Origin of the sequence: Actinocorallia herbida (assembly GCF_003751225.1) — a bacterium.
Lineage (GTDB): Bacteria > Actinomycetota > Actinomycetes > Streptosporangiales > Streptosporangiaceae > Actinocorallia > Actinocorallia herbida.
Map to the genome: position 1 here is coordinate 6,555,725 of NZ_RJKE01000001.1, position 18,267 is coordinate 6,573,991.

An 18,267-nucleotide genomic window follows, 5' to 3' on the forward strand; every position below is an offset into this window, starting at 1 on the left:
GGGCAAGGGATGCGGGGTCACGCGGGGTCGCCGCGCGTTCATGGCGGCACGGTCGAGGCGAAGAGCTCGTCGCGGGTGAGCGTGAGCCCGTGTTCGACCGCGCCGGTGAGGACCGGGTCGGGTCCGACGGTGGACAGGCGCAGCGGCGGCCGGGGGATGGTCAGCCGGTGCAGTTCGTGTTCGAGGTGGCGGCGCAGCGCCTCTCCCCCGGCCATCAGCACGTCGCCGGTGAGGACGACGAGGGCGGGGTCGAGGAGCGCGGTGACGGAGGCGAGTCCGGTGGCGAGGCGGACGGCGACGTCGCGGAGCGCGTCGCGTCCGGCGGGGTCGTGTTCGCGCGCGGCCGCGGCGCGGACCGCGGAGGCGGCGTCGGTGCCGCGGAAGCCGTGCGAGCGCAGGACGGTCCGCACGGCCGCGCCCGCGGTGAGCGCCTGGAGCCCGTGCGGGGCGAACCGGCCGGTCTCGCGGGCGGTGGGCGCGCCGGGCACCGGCATGAAGCCGATCTCCCCCGCGCCGCCGCCCGCGCCCCGGTGCAGCCGGCCGCCCAGCACCAGCGCCATGCCGAGGCCGGCGCCCGCCCACAGCACGACGAAGTCGGCGTGGCCGCGGGCGACGCCGTGCTCGGCCTCGGCGAGCGCGGCGAGGTTGACGTCGTTCTCGATCTCGACGCGGGTGCCGAGCGCGGCGCGCAGCCGGTCGGCGAGGTCGGGGATGCGCCAGCCGGGCAGGTGACGGGAGTAGCCGAGGCGGCCGGTCCCGGGTTCGACGACGCCCTGGACGCCGACGACGACCCGGGAGAGGCCGCGCACGTCGATTCCGGCCGCGGCGCACGCCCCGGTGACGGCGGTGGACACCTCGGCGGCGGCCTTGCCCCCGGCGCGCGACGGGCTGGGCAGCCGGAACCGGCCGACGGTCTGGCCGGTGAGCCCGGCGACGACCGCCTCGATCCGGCCGGGGGTGATGTCGAGGCCGCACACGTGCGCGGCGGACGGGTTGATGCCGTACTCCTCGGCGGTCGGGCCGGGGCCTCCCCCTCGCCGTCCCTCCCGCACGACGAGCCCGGAGTCCCGCAGGCGGGTGAGGAGCTGGTGCGCGGTCGGCTTGGACAGGCCGATGAGGTCGCCGAGTTCGGGCCGGGTGAGGGGCCCGTGTTCCAGGAGGGCGCGGAGGGCCGCCTGGTCGTTGATGGCGCGCAGCAGCTGCGGTGTGCCCGGTACGTGCGCGCTCATGACCTGCCTCCTCTCACACCCGGAAGATTAACTATTAGGAAAGTGTCCTAATCATTGAGGTGAAGGTAGATCCCGATCGGCCGACCGTCAAGCGCGCGTACATCCCTCCGACACGTTCGCAACCAACCCGTGACAGAGCCGCCCGCGCCGTGTTTCCCGCACATGACGAAGACCCCGCCCGCGTGATGCGGACGGGGCCTGCGAAGACTCCGGAGGCGTCTCAGAATACGGACTCGAAGTCAGGCTTCCTACCAGTGCGGCGGTTCATTTCGGCGCTCCGGTGAGCGCCCGGGTGATCCAGTCGGCCAGCTGGGGCAGCCAGTCGGGGCGGGCATTGCCGAGGAGGTGGTCACCGTGCGGGACGCACAGGTACTCGCCGCGCGGGGCGGCCCCGGCCAGCACCGCCCCGTTCGTCACGCCGGGGACGACGTCCCGGCCGCCGTCGACGACCAGCAGCGGGGCGGTGATCCGGGGCGCGAGCTCCGCCAGGTCGATCCTGCGGGCGAACTCCGCGGCCTCCGCCTCCCCGCCCGCGCGCCGGGCCAGGACGCCCTGGAGGAAGGCCGGCAGGTCGTCCCAGTCGAGCCGGAAGGGGCCGCTGACGGTCGCGGCCGCGGCGATCCTGGGTTCGCGCGCCGCGGTCTCGGCCGCGTAGTAGCCGCCGAGGCTGAGGCCGACCGCCCCGGCGCGCTCGGCGCCGAGCGCGTCGAGGACGCGGCCGACGACCCGGTGGCAGTCGGCCTGGACCGTCGTATCCGCCGCGAGGACGCCCTGGCCCGGGCCGTCCATCGCGAACACCGCGAGCCCCCGGGCGAGCAGCGCGTCGGCCACGTCGAGGAACTCCTCCTTCGCCGAGTCCAGCCCCGGCACGACGACCACCGTCGCGGCCGCGTCGGCGGGCCCGCGCAGCCAGCCGGTGAACCCGTCGCCCTCGATCCGCCGGGCCGCCGGCTCCAGCAGCGCCAGCGCCGCCGCCAGCGCCGCGTCCGCCTCGGCCGCCGCCTCCCCGACGCCCGCCGTCCAGAGGGGCGCGAGGGTGGCCATGTGGAACCAGCGGGCCGCGGTGCGCAGGTGCGCGCCCGCCGACGGCGGGGACCCGGCCGCCTCGGCGCGGGCGAGGTGACCGCGCGCGGCGCGCACGAACGCCGGGGTCCAGTCGGCCGGGTCCGCCAGGTTCCCGGTGACCTGCTGGTACTCGTGCGGATCGAGACCCACGCCGGTGGCGCGCGTCCACTGCATGGCGGCGAACTCCGCGGCGCTCATCGGGCGTCCCCCGTCGTCAGGACCGCCTTGCCGCGGATCCGGCGTTCGCGCAGGTCCACCAGGACGCGCGCGCTGTCCGACCAGTCGTCGGTCCGGCCGATCTCGGGATGCAGCCTTCCCTCGGCGACGAGCCGGACCAGCGTCCCGAGGTCGGCGCCGTAGGGGGCTCCCGCGTAGTGGAAGTGCTGGATCATGACGCGCTCCGGGCCGCCGAGGAGGTCGAAGAAGTCGAGGGCCGCCGGGGTGCGGGAGGCCTGGCCGAACCAGACGAGCAGGCCGCCCGGACGCGTGCGGGCGAGGGCCGCCGCCAGGTGCGGCCCGCCGGTGGACTCCAGGACGACGTCGAACGGGCCGTCCGCCTTCGCGACGTCGTGCGCCACCCGCGCCGCGCCGAACTCGAGGAGCCGCGCGCCGCGCTCGGGGGTGGCCGTCACCGCGGTCACCCCCGCCCCGGCCGCGGCCGCGAGTTCGGTGACGTAGTGCCCGACGCCGCCCGAGGCGCCGGTGAGCAGCACCCGCAGGCCGGTCAGGGAGCCCGCCGCGCGCAGCAGCCGCAGGGCGGTGATCCCGGCCAGCGGCAGGGCCGCCGCCCGCACATCGTCGACGCCGTCGGGGAGCACGGCCAGCGAGTGGGTCGGCGCCGCGGCGTACTCGGCCCAGCCGCCGTACGGAGGGTGCCCGACGACCCGGGCACCGGCCTCGGGTCCCGAGCCGTCGGCGGCGGGCCGCACGACGAGCCCCGCGAGGTCCTTGCCCGGCAGGAATCCGGGCTCGGGCCGCTCCAGCAGGAAGGTCTCGCCGCGGTTCGGCGCGAACGCCTCGACCTTGACGAGCGCCTCGCCGGGCCCGGGGACGGGCCGGGGTGCTTCGGTGAACGCGACGGGCCGTGCCGCGTCTCCCGTGGGGATCAGTCTTCGCATGGGGACCACCGAAGCGGCGCGGCCTCCCTCCGGTCCAACAACCGCCGGGCATATCCGACAACCATCGGTTGTCGCCTATGGTGAGCGGGTGGATCTCGACCTGGCGCAGGTGCGCGCGTTCGTGCGCACCGCCGAGGAACTGCACTTCGGCCGGGCCGCCGCGACGCTCGCGGTGTCCCAGCAGGCGCTGTCCAAGCGGATCGCCCGGCTCGAGTCGCTGCTCGGGACCTCGCTGTTCCAGCGGGGCGGCCACGGGGTGGCGCTCACCGACGCGGGACTGCGGTTCCTCGAACCGGCGAGGCGGACCCTCACCGCGGCCGACGCCGCGGTGGCGGCGGTCGCGCGGACCGACCGGCCCCTGCGCGTCGACGTGTGGGGCCATCTGTTCGCGCCGATGCGGACGCTCGCGCTGGTCGCGGAGCGGACCGAGGCGCCCGTGCTGGTGCTGGGGCACGGCCGCGACCTGCCGTCGGTGACCGCGGCGCTGCTGCACGGGGAGATCGACGCGGCCTTCGGCAGGGTCCATCCGCCGCTGCCCGCCGGGCTGGCCCACCGGCTGGTCCGCCTCGAACCCGTCGACGCGGTGCTGAGCCGCGCCCATCCGCTGGCCGACGAGCCCGCACTGCGGCCCGAGCAGCTCCGCGACGGCGTCCTGTGGGCGCCCGCCGCGCTGGACCGCCTCGACTTCCTGCACCGCTTCGCCGAGCGCTTCGGCGTCCGGCGCCGGGCCGAGGGCACCAACCTCGGGCTGTCCCCCTATCTCGCCGGGCTGGCGGCCCATCCGGACCGCTTCGCCCTCCTGCCCGCCGACCTCCCCCTGCCGCGGACCTCCGCGCTGCGCTCCGTGCCCCTGGTCGAGCCCACGCCCCTGTACGCCTGGTCGCTGCTGTTCCCCGCCGGGTCTGCCCACCCCGGCCTGCCGGCGCTGGCCGCCGCGTGCGCCTCGGGCGCCCGCGACCGGCGCTGGCTGGACCACTCCCCTTCCCGCGACTGGCTCCCCGACGCTCCTTGAGCGCCGCCCCCGGCCGAGACCATGGGGTCCCGGCCGTAAGGGCCGTCGTGGTCAGGCGTCGGCGGAGGGCTGGAGGCCGGGGATGAGGCCCTCGCGGAAGGCGTCGACGAACAGGGCGTGGTCGTGGCGGACGATCTCGGCGTAGCCGTGGCCGAAGGCGACCATCGCCGCGACGAAGGCGGACTCGTCGTCGCCGATGGCCTTGTCGATGGCGTCCTCGACCTGGAAGGGCACGAGGGTGTGGTCGGAGTCGCTGTCCGACACGCAGTGGATCTTCGCGGTGGCACGGCCCAGGTCGTCCAGGAGGGTGATCATCTCGTCGGGCTCGGTGAGCGAGCCCCAGTCGAGGTCCGCCTCGTACGGCGAGAACTCCTGGACGACGAAGCCGACGCCGTCGATCTCGGTGTGGCCGAGCCAGGGGTCGGAGTTGGCCTGGAGCGCCCTGCGGGACAGCGCGGTGCGGTGGCCGTGGTGCTCGAAATAGGCGGCGATCCGCTCATCGGGCACGACGCGGGACGGGGCGGCGACGTTGCCCTGCTTGACCGAGAGGATGACGTCGTTCTCCAGGGCCTGGCTGTGGCCCTCGACGAGGATGTTGTAGGCGGCCAGGCCCGCGGAGCCGATGCCGAACCCGGACGCCCCGACCACGTCCTTGATCTTGTAGGTGAGGCTGCCGAAGCGCTTGTCCTGCGGGATCGTGTCGAGGTAGTGGGCGTAGGCCTCCTCGACCCTCGCGCGCTCGGCCTCGTCCAGGCGGCGGATGTGCGCGCCGTCGCGGATGCGGCGCACGTGCCCGTCGACGACGGTGTGCCTGTTGAGCAGCTCCACCCGGGTGGAGGAGACGGCTTCGACGAGGACGTCGTAGACGTGCCCGGTGGCCGAGTCGAGGGTGAGCGCCCACCTCTCGTCGGGGTCGTGCCTGGCGTAGAAGCGGACCTGGTCCACGTAGGCGCGGACGTAGGTCTCCATGAGGCGCGTGATGTCGGCGTCGGAGATGGCCTTGCTCCACGCCAGGAGGGCGAGGCTCGCGACGAACCGCTTGACGTCCCAGGTGAAGGCGCCGATGTAGGCCTCGTCGAAGTCGTTGACGTCGAAGGTGAAGACGCCGTCGTCGCTCATGTACGTACCGAAGTTCTGCGCGTGCAGGTCACCCTGGATCCAGACGCGGGAGGTCCGCTCGTTGGCCCACGGGTCGGCGTCGCCGGCGATGTCGGCGTAGAAGATGGGCGCGCTGCCCCGGTAGAACGCGAACGGGTCGGAGGCCATCTTGCGGAAGCGGCGGCGGAACTCGGCGGGGCTGCGCCGCATCAGGGGGGCGAAGGCGTCGACGAGGACGTCGATGAGGCGCGCCTGCCGTTCCTTGGGCTCGGCCGCGCCGAGCGCGGCCACGAGGTCGGTCATGGGTAGGGGGTTCCTTTCGCGGTATGACCAGATCATCCCGCTCCTGCGCGCCCTGTGCGGCGTGATTCGCCTCAGGCCTCCATGTACCGGGCGTCCACTTTCTCGATCTTGTCCTGGAGGGCGCGGGCGGGGTCGTCGGAGAACGAGCACAGGGCGACCATCGCGGTGATCACCACGTCGCACAGTTCAGCGGCGACGTCCTCGCGGGTGTGGGTCCTGCCTTTGCGGGGGTTCTGGCCAACGAGTCCGATATACGCCTGCGACACCTCGCCGATCTCCTCGGTGAGCTTCACCAGTCGCATCGCCCGTTCGTGGTCGCCGGTGCCGTTCACCTGGTCCAGATGGGCGGCGAAGCGGCGGACGCTCGGCCAGGGGTCGTAGACGCTCATCCCCCGACCCTAGTGTGAAAGACTGTCAGTAAGCGCTAACTTGCGCGACGGCGGCTCGCTTGAGCTGCGGGAACGACGAGCCCGAGGAAGGCACACATGATCGAGTGGTCCGCGGACGAGCTGATGATCCGCGACGCGGTGCGCGACTGGGTGGCCAAGGAGGTCCGGCCCCACCAGGACGGCCTGGACTCGGGCGACGTGTCCCCGTACCCCATCATCCAGAACCTCTACCGGACCTTCGGCATGGCCGACATGGCCGCGTCCTCCTTCGACAAGCGCATCGCCAAGGAGAAGGCCGGCGAGCCCGCACCGGAGAAGAAGGAAGGCGGCCCCGACGCGGGCGCCTCCTTCACCATGCTGCCCATCATCGAGCTGTGCAAGGTCGCCCCCGGCCTCGTCACCGCCATGGGCGTCTCCCTCGGCCTGGCCGCCGGCACGATCATGAAGCGCGGGACCGTCGAGCAGAAGGAGCGCTGGGGCCGCGACCTGCTCACCTTCGACAAGGTCGGCGCGTGGGCCATCACCGAGCCCGACTCCGGCTCCGACGCGTTCGGCGGCATGAAGGCCTCGGCCCGTGTCGACGGCGACGGCTGGCTCCTCAACGGCAACAAGACCTTCATCACCAACGGCCCCGACGCCGACACGATCGTCTTCTACGCCAAGCTCGACGACGGCCGTCCGATGCGCGAGCGCGAGATCCTCTGCTTCGTGCTCGACAAGGGCATGGACGGCCTCGTCCAGTCCAAGCCGCTGCGCAAGATGGGCTGCCACTCCTCCCCCACCGGCGAGCTGTTCCTCCAGGACGTCAAGGTCGGCCGGGACCGGCTGCTGTCGGGCGGCGGCAGCGGCAAGGAGTCGGCCAAGCAGAACTTCACCACCGAGCGCGCGGGCGTCGCGGCGATGTCCCTCGGCGTCATCGAGGAGTGCCTGCGGCTGTCCATCGACTACGCCAAGTCCCGCGTGGCGTGGGGCAAGCCGATCGGCGACTACCAGCTCATCCAGCTCAAGCTGGCCAAGATGGAGGTCGCGCGCATCAACGTCCAGAACATGGTCTTCCGGCACATCGAGCTGGCCAAGGCGGGCCGGAACCCGACCCTGGCCGAGGCGAGCGCGATGAAGCTGTACTCCGCGCAGGCCGCGTCCGAGGTGGCCATGGAGGCCGTCCAGCTCTTCGGCGGCAACGGCTACATCGCCGAGTACCGGGTCGAGCAGCTCGCCCGCGACGCGAAGGTCTTCCAGATCTACGCGGGCACCGACGAGCTTCAGATCACGCACATCGCCCGCGACCTGCTGAGCCGGTGAACCGGAGGCGGGCGGTCGCTGGACATCGCGGGAATTGATCTGGATACTCGCGTTCATGGACGGACCGCCCGCATTCCCGGTACGGGCCTCCGACACCCGCCGGGACAGGGTGATCGAGGAGCTGCGCGACAGGCTCGTCGAGGGGCGCATGTCGCAGGGCACCTACGAGCAGCGGGTCGAACGCGCGCTCAGGGCGCGCAACGAGGCCGAGCTCGCGGAGCTGCTGCACGACCTGCCCCCGCGCAACCGCGTCGTCGATCGGCTGACCGGCCTCGTGTCGTCGCTGTCGGCCGCGACCGCCCGGGTGGAGTCGGCCTGGCGGGCCCCCCGCCTGCCCCGCTTCATCCTCCCCGGCTCCCAGCAGCCCCGCGTGCTCGTCGGCCGCGCCCCCGGCTGCCACTTCGTCCTGACGGACCTGACGGTCTCCCGCTTCCACGCCGAGATCCGGGCGAACGAGGACGGCTGGATCGTCAGCGACCTCGGCTCCATGAACGGCACCCGCCTCAACGGCTGGCGCCTCACCGGCCCCGTCGCCGTCCGCCCCGGCGACCAGCTGGGCTTCGGCGACCTCACCTTCGTCGTGGCGGCCACCCTCGCCTGACCGCTCCGCGGCGGCGCCCGGCCCGACCGGTCCGCATATTTCCCCTCTCTCTCGGTAAAGCTGCGACTACAGTGCGTCTGTGACCGAGAAGAACCCCCTGATCACCGATCGCTACCAGCGGCTGCGCCTCCTCGGCGAGGGCGGGACGGGGCAGGTCTGGCTGGCCGCCCATCCGGCGCTCGACCGGCGCGAGGCGCTCAAGCGGATCGAGATCCCCGCGGACCTCTCCCCCGGCGTCCGCGACCGGCTGCGCGAGCGGATCCACCGCGAGACCAAGGCGGCGGGCCGCATGACGCACGAGAACGTCGTGCCGGTCTACGACGCCTTCATCGAGGACGGCGCCTGCTGGATCAGCATGGAGTACGTCGAAGGCCCCACCGTGGCGTCCCTGATCAGGGAGAACCCGCTCGATCCGGCCGAGGCCGCCCGCATCGGCCTCGATGTGGTGCGCGCGCTGGAGTACTGCCACGGCATGGGCGTCGTCCACCGGGACGTCAAGCCCTCCAGCATCCTGAACCGGCTCCCCGACCCCGGGCGCGAGGACGACGAGCCCCGGGCCAGGCTCACCGACTTCGGGATCGCCCACCTCGACGACGAGCCGGCCACGACCTCGCTCGGCCGGGTGATGGGCACCCCCGCCTACAGGTCGCCCGAGCAGCTGCACGGCGGGCCGGTGACCGGGGCGACCGACCTGTGGTCGCTCGGCGCCACCCTGTTCCACATGGTCGAGGGACGCCCCCCGTTCGGCACGTCCTACGAGAAGGTCCTCGCCCAGGTCGCCGGGCGCCGCCGCGTCCGATGCGCCAGGTCCCCCGAGTTCACCCCCGTCGTCAGGGCGTTGCTCAGGCGCGACCCGGAGAAGCGGGCCTCGCTCGACGACACCGCCGCGCGGCTGGCGGCGATCCTCGCGGCCCGCACCGCCGACCCGGTGTCCGCGCCGCTCGACCGGCGCAAGGTCCTGGTCGCCGGCGCGACCGCGGTGGGCGCGGTCCTCACCGCAGGCGGGGCCTCGGTCCTCATCGACCGGGGGCGGTCCGGCGGCACGGCGCCGGGCGACACCACGTCGTCCGCGCCGCCGCCTCCCGGCGTCCCGGGACGCTCGTACGCGGGCCTGCGCCAGATCGCGGAGATCCCGGCGCTCGAGTTCGCGGGCAGGGGCGTGGCGTTCAGCAGGAACGGGCGCGCGTTCGCGGTCGCCGGAGGCGAGGGGTTGCGGGCCCGCGCGTGGAACACCACGACCCGCAAGGCGATCCCGGGCCTCAGACGCCACTCCGCGTGGGTGTGGGCCGTGGAGTACAGCCCGGACGGACGCCTTCTCGCGATCGGCGGCGGCGCCGAGATCCGGCTGCTGGACGCGACGACGCTGGGTCGCGTCCGGACCCTTCGGACGGGCTCCGGCGTGCGCTCGCTGGCCTTCTCCGCCGACAGCGGGACCCTGGTGTCGGGCGACGACCTCGGCGAGGCCGCGGTGTTCCGCGTCGGCGACGGCGTGCGGCTGAACCTCACCCGGGGCATCGGCGGGCACCCCGGGTACTCGCAGGTCGCCGTCCACCCGACCGAACGGCTGTACGCCACCTCGGCGGGCCCCGTCGTCGACCTCAGGTCGCTGGCGACCTACCGGGTGACCGGCAGGCCGCTGTCCGGGCACACGAAGGCGGTCCGCGCGATCGAGTTCAGCCCTGACGGGAGCCTCGTCGCGACGGCGTCGGAGGACCACACCGTAGGGCTCTGGCACGTCGCCACGCGGCGCCGGGTCCGCACGCTGCGGCACGCGGGCGTCGTCCACGACCTGGCCTTCTCGCCCGACGGCGCGACCCTCGCCACGGCCTGCGGCGAAGGGCCGGTCCGGCTGTTCGCGGCGGCGTCGGGGACGGAACTGGGCGGTCTCGACGTCCCGGACGCCACCGCCGTGGCGTTCCACCCGAGGGCGGCGATGCTCGCCGTGACGACCTACCGCGACAGGACCGTCCGGCTGTTCGGGAAGGAGAGGTGAGGCCGCCCGCCGCGCGGGTGCCGCGGCGGGCGGTACGCGGGGTTACGGGGTGATGTTGAGGTTGCCGCCCTGGGGGACGGGGACGACGCTGATGCGGCCGTCCTTGATGGCCTGGTAGAGGACCGCGCCGTTCGGGCCGAGGACCTTCACGAGCTCCTTGAGCGCCTGGATCTCGGTCTTGATCTGCTTGTTGCGGTTCTCCTGGGTGTTGTTGTCCTCGATGGCCTGCTGGGCCGCGGCGAGGGCGTTGCGCACGTTGTCCGGCGGGACGGGCTGCTGGAGGGTGAGCAGGAAGGCTCCGCAGTCACCGCTGCCGGTGTAGGTGGGGGCGCAGAAGAAGTTGTCGCCTGCGGTCGCGTTGACCTGGGCGGCCACCGCGGCGCCCACCTCGGTCTCCCACTTGCGCTTGGTCTCGGGGTCGGAGTAAAGGTCCTGCCACGGGTACTTCTTCGACACCTCGTCCAGCGCGCGGTCGAGCGGCGCGCCTATGTAGGTGCGCAGCATCTCCGACCAGCCCTCCTCCTCGTAGGCCTCGTACTTCAGGCCGATCTCCTCGTGGAACTTGCGCAGCGTGTCGCAGGAGTCGTTGAGAGAGAACGTGGCGACGCCCTCGACGGTCAGCTCCAGGTCGTCCCGGGAGACGACCTTCAGGGCGTCGCTCTCGCCCTTGTTGCCGAACTTGTACGTCCGCTGCCCGACGGGGTAGGCGAAGACCTTGTCCGCGGGCCCGTGCCAGATCCGCCCGCTTCCGCAGTCGTCGAACTCGGTCGAGGAGAAGGGACCGGCGTTGTACTCCAGCCCCTTCTGATCGGGCGCGATGCTGGCCGAGCATCCGCTGAGCACCATGGCCGCGACGACGAGCGCGACGACCGCGCCGATCCCCTTCAAGTATCTCAATGCCGCTCCATTCTCGGTGGCGACGGCCGGATGTGGGAGGACCGCCGCAGGGGGTGTGCACCGCGACCTTTTAGACGCGCAGAACCGTCCGCGCGCCCACCCGGCTGCACGACTGTGACCTTGGTCGGCCACCCCGCGCGGGCGGGCCCGCCCGCGCGGCACCCCGGGATCAGCGGGAGGAGGCGCGCCAGGCGGTGGCCGCGAGCGGGGCGAACAGCGCGGTCAGCGCCACCGGGCCCACGACGGCCAGGACTCCGGCGTGGTCGGCGGACCACGAGGTGCCGCCCGCCGCGGGCGCGCCGAGCAGGTCCCGCAGGGCCGCCGCCGTCGCCGACAGCGGGTTGGCGTCGGCGACGGCGGCGAGCCAGCCCGGCATGGTCGCGGTGTCGATGAACACCCCCGAGAGGAACAGCACGGGCCACACCGCGACCTGCACCGTCTGGACGGTCTGCGGGTCGCCCGCGCGCAGCCCGAGCCACACCCCGGCGCTGAGCATCGCCGCCCGCAGCAGGAGCAGCAGCCCGGCCGCCGCGGCGACCGCCCCCCACGAGGTATCGGGCCGCCACCCGAACGCCAGGCCCGTCGCGGTGACGACGGCGACGGCGATCACGGAGTCGAGCAGGTCCGCCGCGGAGCGCCCGGCGACGACGGCGAGGCCGCTCACCGGAAGGGACCGGAGCCTGTCGCTGACGCCGCGGGCCGCGTCGGAGGCGACGCCGAGCATGGTGCCCTCCAGGCCGAAGAACACGGTCATCGTGAGCACGCCGGGCATCACGAACTCCAGGTAGGAGCCGCCGGTGGCACCCCCGACCGCACCGCCGAGCAGCGCGGTGAACATGCCCATGAGCAGGACGGGGAACAGCCACCCGAACACCTTGGCGCCGGGCCGGTTGCGCCAGTGCAGCAGCTGGCGCCCGGCCAGGGTGCGGCTGTCGGCGAGCAGGGCGCGTGCTTCGACGGTCATGGCGGTCATGTCAGGCTCCCTTCGCGGCGTCGGCGTTCGCGTCGGCACTCGGGTCGGCACTCGCGTCGGCGTCGCCGACGATCCGCAGGAACGCCTCGTCGAGCGTGGGCGTGCGGACCTCGATGTCGGCGAGGGCGACGCCCGCGGCGTGCAAGGCCGCCGCGGTGGCCAGGAGCGCCGGGGCCCGGTCGGCGACGGGGACCCGGACCGCCTCCCCGCAGGAGTCGACCTCCCCCGAGGCGAAGGGCCGGGCCAGGTCGGCGACGCGGGCCGCGTCGGCGGGATCGCGGGGGACGAGGCGCAGGACGTCCGCGCCGAGCCCGGCCTTCAGCTCGGCGGGCGTGCCCTCGGCGACGACGCGGCCCCGGGCGAGCACCGAGACGCGGTCGGCGAGCGCGTCGGCCTCCTCCAGGTACTGGGTCGTGAGCAGAACGGTCGTGCCGCCTTCGGCGAGCTCGCGCACGGTGTCCCAGACCTCGCGGCGGGCCGCGGGGTCCAGGCCGGTGGTCGGCTCGTCGACGAACAGCACCTCGGGGGCGACGACGAGGGCGGCGGCCAGGTCGAGCCTGCGCCGCATTCCGCCGGAGTACCCGGCGACGCCCCGGTCGGCCGCCTCGCCGAGGCCGAGCCGCGCCAGCAGCTCGGCGGCCCGGCGCGCGGCCTGGCGGCGGCCGAGCCGGGACAGCCGCCCGAACATCACGAGGTTCTGGCGTCCGGTGAGCTCCTCGTCGACCGCGGCGTCCTGGCCGACGAGCCCGATCCTGGCGCGCACCGCCCGGCCCTCGCGGACGGGGTCGTGCCCGGCGACGCGGACGGTCCCGGAGTCGGGCCGCAGGAGCGTGGCCATGATCCGCACGGCGGTGGTCTTGCCCGCGCCGTTTCGGCCGAGCAGCCCGTGGACGGTGCCGCGGGGCACCCGGAGGTCGAGTCCGGCCAGCGCGGGACCGGACGGGTAGGACTTGCGCACGTTCGCGAGATCTATCGCGATTTCCATCTGCCCCCCCTGCGTACACCGTCGGGTACGGCGTACGCAAGACAGGCTAGGGTACGGTGTACGCAAGACGCAACCCGCTCGGAGGAGACCGCCCGGTGTCCGCACGCCCGCCGGTCCAGGACCTGGCTCGCAGCGTCTACCTGCTGTGGGGCCACCACCCAGCGCCCGGACGCTCCGGCCTCAGCGTGCCGAAGATCATCGTGGCCGGGCTGGAACTGGCCGACGCCGAGGGCCTGGACGCGGTCTCGATGCGCCGGGTCGCCGACCACCTGGGCGTCGGCGCGATGTCGCTCTACCGGCACGTCCCCGGCAAGGACGACCTCACCGCGCTCATGGTCGACGCCGTCCACGCCGAGGCCTACGGCGACGACGTCGGGGCCGCGGCCGACCGGGACGGCTGGCGCGAGGCCCTGCGCCACGTCGCCGCCCGCAACTGGGACCTCTACCTGCGCCACCCGTGGCTGCTCGACGTGCACGCCACCCGCCCGAACCTCGGACCCCACACCGCCCGCAAGTACGAGGCCGAACTCCGCGCCCTCGACGGCCTCGGCCTGTCCGACGTCGAGATGGACACCGCCCTCACCTTGGTCCTCACCCACGTGGCGGGCTCGGCCCGCACCCACCGCGCCGCCACCCGCACCGAGACCGACTCCGGCATGTCCGACGCCGAGTGGTGGCAGGCCGTCACCCCGGCCCTCACCCAGGTCATGACCGACCCCGACCTCACCGTCTCCGCCCGCGTCGGCTCCACCGTAGGCGCCGAGTTCAACGCCGCCTCCTCCCCCGAGCACACCTACACCTGGGGCCTGGAAACCCTCCTCGACGGCCTCGCCACCCGCCTCCCGAACCGACCGCGGACGGCCACCCGCGCGGGCCCGACGGCCGACGGCGCAGCGCCGCGCATCGACCGGCCGTGAGGCTCAGATGCCCGCCCGAGGGGCTCTCCGGGTCCGCACCCGATCGAGGACGCCGCGGCGCCCGTCCGCGCTCCGCGGGTCGAAGCCCGCCGCGACGCGGTCCTCCGGCGCCCCGACGCGGAGATCGCCGTCGGCTCGCGCCGACCGGGCCGTCAGAGTTGGGGTGGGCGGCCTTCATAGGGGGTGCTGAGGACGATGGTGGTGCGGGTGTTGACGTTGGCGGCGGAGCGGATCTGCTTGAGGAGTTCCTCCAGGTCGGCGGGGGTGGCCACGCGGACCTTGAGGATGTAGTTCTCGTCGCCGGCCACGGAGTGGCAGGCTTCGATCTCCGTCAGATGGGCCAGGCGCTCCGGGGCGTCGTCGGGGGCGGCGGGGTCGATGGGCTTGATGGAGATGAAGGCGGTGAGCGGCAGGCCGATCTGGTCGGGGTCCAGGCGGGCGGTGAAGCCCTGGATGGCGCCGCGTTTCTCCAGGCGGCGCACCCGCTGGTGGACGGCGGAGACGGACAGGCCGGTCTCCTTGGCCAGGTCGGTGAAGCTCATGCGGCCGTCTTGGGCGAGCAGGAGCAGAATCTGCCGGTCGGTGTCCTCCACGGGAGAAATCTACCGTGATCGGCCTGGGCGGGCGGAAGGAGTGACCGGACCGCAACTCGCCCTGACCATGAGTTCCGTCGGCAGGACGACGGGGCGGCCCGCGCGCCGGGCGGGCGCGCGCAGGACGAGTTCGCAGGCGCGCTCCCCCATCGCGCGGGCGGGGCGGGCCACGACGGTGAGGGGCGGGTCGCACAGTTCCGCCCACGGCACGTCGTCCACGACGATGATCGACACGTCGGCGGGGATGCGGAGGTTCAGCTCGCGGGCGGCGAGGATCGCGGCCTCACCGAGCCGGTGGCCGCCCGCGACGATCGCGGTGAGGTCGGGCCGGCTCTGGAAGAGGCCCGCGGCGCTGGCGTAGGCGGCGTCGGCGGAGCCGCGGGCGCGGACCAGCAGGCCCTCGTCCGGGACGATGCCGTGTTCTTCGAGGGTGGCCCGGAAGGCGGCGCGGCGCTCCCGGGCGCCGCCGAGGGTGGCGTCGCCGTCGAGGTGGGCGATGCGGCGGTGCCCGAGGCCGGTCAGGTAGTCGACGGCGGTGCGGACCCCTTCGGCCTCGTCGGCCAGGACGGCGGGCACCCCGGTGACCCCGGACGGGACGCGGCCGGCGAAGACGACGGACACGCCGAGCCGGGCCAGCCCCGCCCAGGTGTCGGCGTCGCCGTGGACGGGCATGGCGATGATCCCGTCGACGCGCTGCTGGGCGAACCTGTCGACGATCTCGGCTTCGAGGGCGGGGTCCTCACCCGCGGCGTCGAGGAGGACGTGGCAGTTCTCGGCGCGGGCGGTCTCCAGGACCCCGGCGATGAAGTCGGCGCAGAAGGGGTCGGCGGCGTCGGGGACGATGAGGCCGATCCCGCCGGTGCGCTGGGTCTTCAGACTGCGCCCGAGCGCGCTGGGGCGGTAGCCGAGGGTCGCCGCGGCGGCCTGGACGCGCTCGCGGGTGGTCGCGCTGACCGAGCCGGTGCCCGACAGGACCCGGGAGACGGTGGCGACGCCGACGCCCGCGGCGGCCGCCACGTCCTTGATCGTCACTCCGGCCACCGGCCACCTCCTCGGCTCATCCTCCCACGCGGCGCCCGCCTCCCGAATTGGAAACGTTTCCAATCACTGAGAATCCGGACGATGACTTGCATAACCACCTCGACTGCGATTAGACATAGGGCGACACACCGCCGAAACCCCCATTGGAAACGTTTCCATCCTGGGGCGGCGATCGGACAGACGGAAGAAGGGCCGCACGATGGCGCAGATCGTCCTTGACGGCATCGACAAGATCTACTCAGGCGGGGTCAAGGCCGTCGACGGGCTGTCCCTGGACGTCCAGGACGGCGAGTTCATGGTGCTCGTCGGCCCGTCCGGCTGCGGCAAGTCCACCGCGCTGCGGATGATCGCCGGCCTGGAGGACATCTCCGGCGGCACCCTGACCATCGGCGAGAAGGTCGTGAACGACCTCGCGCCGAAGGACCGCGACATCGCCATGGTCTTCCAGAACTACGCGCTCTACCCGCACATGACGGTCGAGCAGAACATGGCCTTCGGCCTCCAGCTGCGCAAGACCCCGAAGGCGGAGATCAAGAAGCGGGTCGGCGAGGCCGCCAAGATGCTCGGCCTCGAGCCCTACCTGACCCGCAAGCCCGCCGCCCTGTCCGGCGGCCAGCGCCAGCGCGTCGCGATGGGCCGCGCGATCGTCCGCGAGCCGCAGGCGTTCCTCATGGACGAGCCGCTGTCGAACCTCGACGCCAAGCTCCGCGTGTCCATGCGCGCCTCCCTGTCGCAGCTGCACAAGCGCCTCGGCGTCACCACGATCTACGTCACGCACGACCAGATCGAGGCGATGACCCTCGGCGACCGCGTCGCGGTGCTGCGCGACGGCAAGCTCCAGCAGGTCAACACCCCGCAGTACCTGTTCGAGAACCCCGTGAACCTCTTCGTCGCCGGGTTCATCGGCTCCCCGTCGATGAACTTCGCGACCGCGCGGCTGACCCGCGCCGCCGACGGCTCCGGGACGGTCGACTTCGCCGGCTTCTCCCTGCCGGTCCCGGCCGAGGCGTTCGAGGCCCGCCCGGACCTCGCCTCCCACGTCGGCACCGACATCATCCTGGGCATCCGCCCGTCGGACTTCGAGGACACCTCGCACGCCAAGCCCGAGTGGCCGCGCGTCTCGATCACCGCGAGCGTCACCGAGGAGCTCGGCTCGGAGATCAACGTGATCTTCCCGATCGACTGCCCGCCCGTCCAGCACAAGGACACCGCCGACCTCGCCAGCGACGCCACCGACGGCGAGGAGGGCGACGGCACCCTGCCGCTGCTGGAGGACAAGACGCTCTGGACCGCGCGCGTCAACGCCCGCTCCCACGCCCGTCCGGGCGACACCCTGGAGCTCGGCATCGACTGCTCGCGCCTGCACTTCTTCGACCCGGCCACCGGCCTGGCGATCGGGCACCCCGACTCCGTGGCCGCCGCGGCCCGGATCGGCGTCTCGAAGGTCGCGAAGGTCTGACGTCCCGGCGGCACACGGCCCGGTCGCCTCGGGGGCGGCCGGGCCGTGCCGTGTCCGGACGCTCCGCGTCGACGACCGCGGTCAGCCGTCGATGACGACGAGATCGCGGGTGGTGAGGTTCATCCGGTCGGCCCCGGTCGCGGTGCACACCACGATGTCCTCGATGCGGGCGCCGTGCGCGCCCGGGTAGATGCCCGGCTCGATCGAGAACGCCATGCCCGCGTCGAGCGGTTCGGTGTTGCCCTCGACGATGTAGGGGTGCTCGTGGGTCTCCAGCCCGATCCCGTGCCCGGTGCGGTGCACGAAGAACTCCCCGTACCCGGCCGCGGTGATGACGTCCCGGGCGGCGGCGTCGACGGCCTCGGGCGTCACGCCGGGGCGGACGGCCTCGACGGCGGCCTTCTGGGCGGCGCGCAGGACCGCGTAGTAGTCGCGGAACTCCTTCGGCGGCTCGCCGACGCTGTACACGCGGGTGGAGTCCGAGCAGTAGCCCGAGGGCATGGTCCCGCCGATGTCGACGACGACGGGCTCGCCGCGGCCGATGACCCGGTCCGACAGCTCGTGGTGGGGGCTCGCCCCGTTCGGTCCCGAGGCGACGATGGTGAAGTCGACCGTCACGTGGCCCTCCGCGAGGATCGCCTCCGCGAGGTCTCTGCCGACCTCCGCTTCGGTGCGCCCGGCCTTGAGCACCTGCGGCACCAGCCTGTGCACCCTGTCTATCGCCGCGCCCGCCTCGCGCAGCGCCTCGATCTCTGCGGCGGACTTGCGCATCCGCAGGGTCCGCAGCACCCCGCCCGCCGCGCTGAGCGGGACGCCGGGCAGCGCGTCGCGCAGCCGGAACGCCATCGCGGCCCACATCTGGTCGGCCACCGCCACGCTCGGGACCTTCCCGAGCCTGGAGGCGACCAGCGCGAAGGGGTCGTCGGTCTCGTCCCACCCGAGGATCTCCACCCCGAGGGAGCCCGCGGGCGACACCCGCACGATCGGCACCTCCAGGCGGGGCGCCACCAGGAACGCCTCGCCTTCGGCGGGCACGACGAGGCACATGAGCCGTTCGGAGAGATGGCCGGGGTAGCCGGTGACGTACCGCAGGTCGAAGCCGGGCGTGAGGACGACCGCGCCGAGCCCGGCCTTCCCCACCGCCTCGCGCACCCTGGAGATCCGCTCGGACGGGTACAGCGCCGTCGTCGCGACGGCTGTGGCGTCGTTGTCCATCTCCCCACGGTAGCCGAGGCGATCAAGCCGGACGTGATCAAGCCGGACCTGTGATCGAGCGGCCGGGCCCGCGACGC

Annotated in this window: 17 protein-coding genes; 6 read left to right on the forward strand and 11 right to left on the reverse strand. The window is 73.5% G+C overall.

From position 1 onward, the window contains the following. Nucleotides 1-38: 38 nt before the first annotated feature. From EDD29_RS29885 to EDD29_RS29895, 3 genes are all read right to left on the reverse strand, one after another. Nucleotides 39-1,229, reverse strand: coding sequence for an ROK family transcriptional regulator (locus tag EDD29_RS29885; RefSeq protein ID WP_123667650.1), 1,191 nt, complete (start codon nt 1,227-1,229; stop codon nt 39-41). A 264-nt stretch (nt 1,230-1,493) separates the two neighbouring features. After that, nucleotides 1,494-2,492: an alpha/beta hydrolase family protein gene (locus EDD29_RS29890; protein ID WP_123667651.1), complete on the reverse strand. Its 999-nt coding sequence runs from the start codon at nt 2,490-2,492 to the stop codon at nt 1,494-1,496. Next, entirely contained in the window at nt 2,489-3,412 is a 924-nt protein-coding gene (locus tag EDD29_RS29895) for a zinc-binding dehydrogenase (protein ID WP_123667652.1), read from the reverse strand. Before EDD29_RS29895 ends, EDD29_RS29890 begins: the two co-directional genes overlap by 4 nt. A gap of 88 nt (nt 3,413-3,500) precedes the next feature. Here EDD29_RS29895 and EDD29_RS47225 point away from each other — a divergent pair, with 88 nt between their 5' ends. Continuing rightward, the gene (locus tag EDD29_RS47225; protein WP_123667653.1) at nt 3,501-4,424 is read left to right on the forward strand and encodes a LysR family transcriptional regulator; all 924 of its coding nucleotides are present in this window, start codon (nt 3,501-3,503) and stop codon (nt 4,422-4,424) included. A gap of 51 nt (nt 4,425-4,475) precedes the next feature. Here the strand turns inward: EDD29_RS47225 and EDD29_RS29905 are convergent, their stop codons facing one another. Both EDD29_RS29905 and EDD29_RS29910 read right to left on the reverse strand, forming a co-directional pair. Continuing rightward, nucleotides 4,476-5,825, reverse strand: coding sequence for a DUF2252 domain-containing protein (locus tag EDD29_RS29905; RefSeq protein WP_123667654.1), 1,350 nt, complete (start codon nt 5,823-5,825; stop codon nt 4,476-4,478). A gap of 71 nt (nt 5,826-5,896) precedes the next feature. Then, the gene (locus tag EDD29_RS29910) at nt 5,897-6,214 is read right to left on the reverse strand and encodes a MazG-like family protein (RefSeq protein WP_123667655.1); all 318 of its coding nucleotides are present in this window, start codon (nt 6,212-6,214) and stop codon (nt 5,897-5,899) included. A 96-nt stretch (nt 6,215-6,310) separates the two neighbouring features. On the opposite strand from EDD29_RS29910, the gene EDD29_RS29915 reads away from it, so the two are divergent. The 3 genes from EDD29_RS29915 to EDD29_RS29925 all read left to right on the forward strand — a co-directional run bounded on the left by EDD29_RS29915 (nt 6,311) and on the right by EDD29_RS29925 (nt 10,110). Then, a complete protein-coding gene (locus EDD29_RS29915) occupies nt 6,311-7,516 on the forward strand; it encodes an acyl-CoA dehydrogenase family protein (protein WP_123667656.1) in 1,206 nt (401 codons plus the stop codon). A gap of 55 nt (nt 7,517-7,571) precedes the next feature. Beyond that, complete coding sequence (locus EDD29_RS29920; protein ID WP_123670759.1) at nt 7,572-8,117, forward strand: FHA domain-containing protein; 546 nt, start codon at nt 7,572-7,574, stop codon at nt 8,115-8,117. 79 nt (nt 8,118-8,196) lie between these two features. Beyond that, nucleotides 8,197-10,110 carry a WD40 repeat domain-containing serine/threonine protein kinase gene (locus EDD29_RS29925; protein WP_123667657.1) on the forward strand — a complete coding sequence of 638 codons (1,914 nt, stop codon included), beginning with the start codon at nt 8,197-8,199 and terminating at the stop codon, nt 10,108-10,110. A gap of 42 nt (nt 10,111-10,152) precedes the next feature. On the opposite strand, the gene EDD29_RS29930 is transcribed toward EDD29_RS29925, so the two are convergent. The 3 genes from EDD29_RS29930 to EDD29_RS29940 all read right to left on the reverse strand — a co-directional run bounded on the left by EDD29_RS29930 (nt 10,153) and on the right by EDD29_RS29940 (nt 12,965). Further along, a complete protein-coding gene (locus EDD29_RS29930) occupies nt 10,153-11,007 on the reverse strand; it encodes an SPFH domain-containing protein (protein ID WP_246053077.1) in 855 nt (284 codons plus the stop codon). Between the two features lie 169 nt (nt 11,008-11,176). Next, the gene (locus EDD29_RS29935; RefSeq protein ID WP_123667658.1) at nt 11,177-11,980 is read right to left on the reverse strand and encodes an ABC transporter permease; all 804 of its coding nucleotides are present in this window, start codon (nt 11,978-11,980) and stop codon (nt 11,177-11,179) included. Nucleotide 11,981: 1 nt separating this feature from the next. Beyond that, the gene (locus tag EDD29_RS29940; protein WP_123667659.1) at nt 11,982-12,965 is read right to left on the reverse strand and encodes an ATP-binding cassette domain-containing protein; all 984 of its coding nucleotides are present in this window, start codon (nt 12,963-12,965) and stop codon (nt 11,982-11,984) included. 95 nt (nt 12,966-13,060) lie between these two features. Between EDD29_RS29940 and EDD29_RS29945 the strand changes: the two genes are divergently transcribed. Beyond that, nucleotides 13,061-13,882, forward strand: a complete 822-nt coding sequence (locus tag EDD29_RS29945; RefSeq protein WP_123667660.1) for a TetR/AcrR family transcriptional regulator — start codon at nt 13,061-13,063, stop codon at nt 13,880-13,882. A 152-nt stretch (nt 13,883-14,034) separates the two neighbouring features. On the opposite strand, the gene EDD29_RS29950 is transcribed toward EDD29_RS29945, so the two are convergent. Further along, a complete protein-coding gene (locus tag EDD29_RS29950) occupies nt 14,035-14,475 on the reverse strand; it encodes an Lrp/AsnC family transcriptional regulator (protein ID WP_123667661.1) in 441 nt (146 codons plus the stop codon). Between the two features lie 9 nt (nt 14,476-14,484). Continuing rightward, entirely contained in the window at nt 14,485-15,516 is a 1,032-nt protein-coding gene (locus tag EDD29_RS29955; protein ID WP_123667662.1) for a LacI family DNA-binding transcriptional regulator, read from the reverse strand. 199 nt (nt 15,517-15,715) lie between these two features. On the opposite strand from EDD29_RS29955, the gene EDD29_RS29960 reads away from it, so the two are divergent. Further along, entirely contained in the window at nt 15,716-16,975 is a 1,260-nt protein-coding gene (locus tag EDD29_RS29960) for an ABC transporter ATP-binding protein (RefSeq protein WP_123667663.1), read from the forward strand. An 81-nt stretch (nt 16,976-17,056) separates the two neighbouring features. Here EDD29_RS29960 and EDD29_RS29965 read toward each other — a convergent pair whose 3' ends face one another. Beyond that, nucleotides 17,057-18,190, reverse strand: coding sequence for a M24 family metallopeptidase (locus EDD29_RS29965; RefSeq protein ID WP_123667664.1), 1,134 nt, complete (start codon nt 18,188-18,190; stop codon nt 17,057-17,059). Between the last annotated feature and the right edge of the window lie 77 nt (nt 18,191-18,267).

Coding starts and splice junctions, on each gene's coding strand:
- EDD29_RS29905 (WP_123667654.1), bottom strand. CDS start 5,825: ATGACCGACCTCGTGGCCGCGCTCGGCGCGGCCGAGCCCAAGGAACGG.
- EDD29_RS29920 (WP_123670759.1), top strand. CDS start 7,572: ATGGACGGACCGCCCGCATTCCCGGTACGGGCCTCCGACACCCGCCGG.
- EDD29_RS29910 (WP_123667655.1), bottom strand. CDS start 6,214: ATGAGCGTCTACGACCCCTGGCCGAGCGTCCGCCGCTTCGCCGCCCAT.
- EDD29_RS29885 (WP_123667650.1), bottom strand. CDS start 1,229: ATGAGCGCGCACGTACCGGGCACACCGCAGCTGCTGCGCGCCATCAAC.
- EDD29_RS29890 (WP_123667651.1), bottom strand. CDS start 2,492: ATGAGCGCCGCGGAGTTCGCCGCCATGCAGTGGACGCGCGCCACCGGC.
- EDD29_RS29935 (WP_123667658.1), bottom strand. CDS start 11,980: ATGACCGCCATGACCGTCGAAGCACGCGCCCTGCTCGCCGACAGCCGC.
- EDD29_RS29965 (WP_123667664.1), bottom strand. CDS start 18,190: ATGGACAACGACGCCACAGCCGTCGCGACGACGGCGCTGTACCCGTCC.
- EDD29_RS29895 (WP_123667652.1), bottom strand. CDS start 3,412: ATGCGAAGACTGATCCCCACGGGAGACGCGGCACGGCCCGTCGCGTTC.
- EDD29_RS29940 (WP_123667659.1), bottom strand. CDS start 12,965: ATGGAAATCGCGATAGATCTCGCGAACGTGCGCAAGTCCTACCCGTCC.
- EDD29_RS29915 (WP_123667656.1), top strand. CDS start 6,311: ATGATCGAGTGGTCCGCGGACGAGCTGATGATCCGCGACGCGGTGCGC.
- EDD29_RS29960 (WP_123667663.1), top strand. CDS start 15,716: ATGGCGCAGATCGTCCTTGACGGCATCGACAAGATCTACTCAGGCGGG.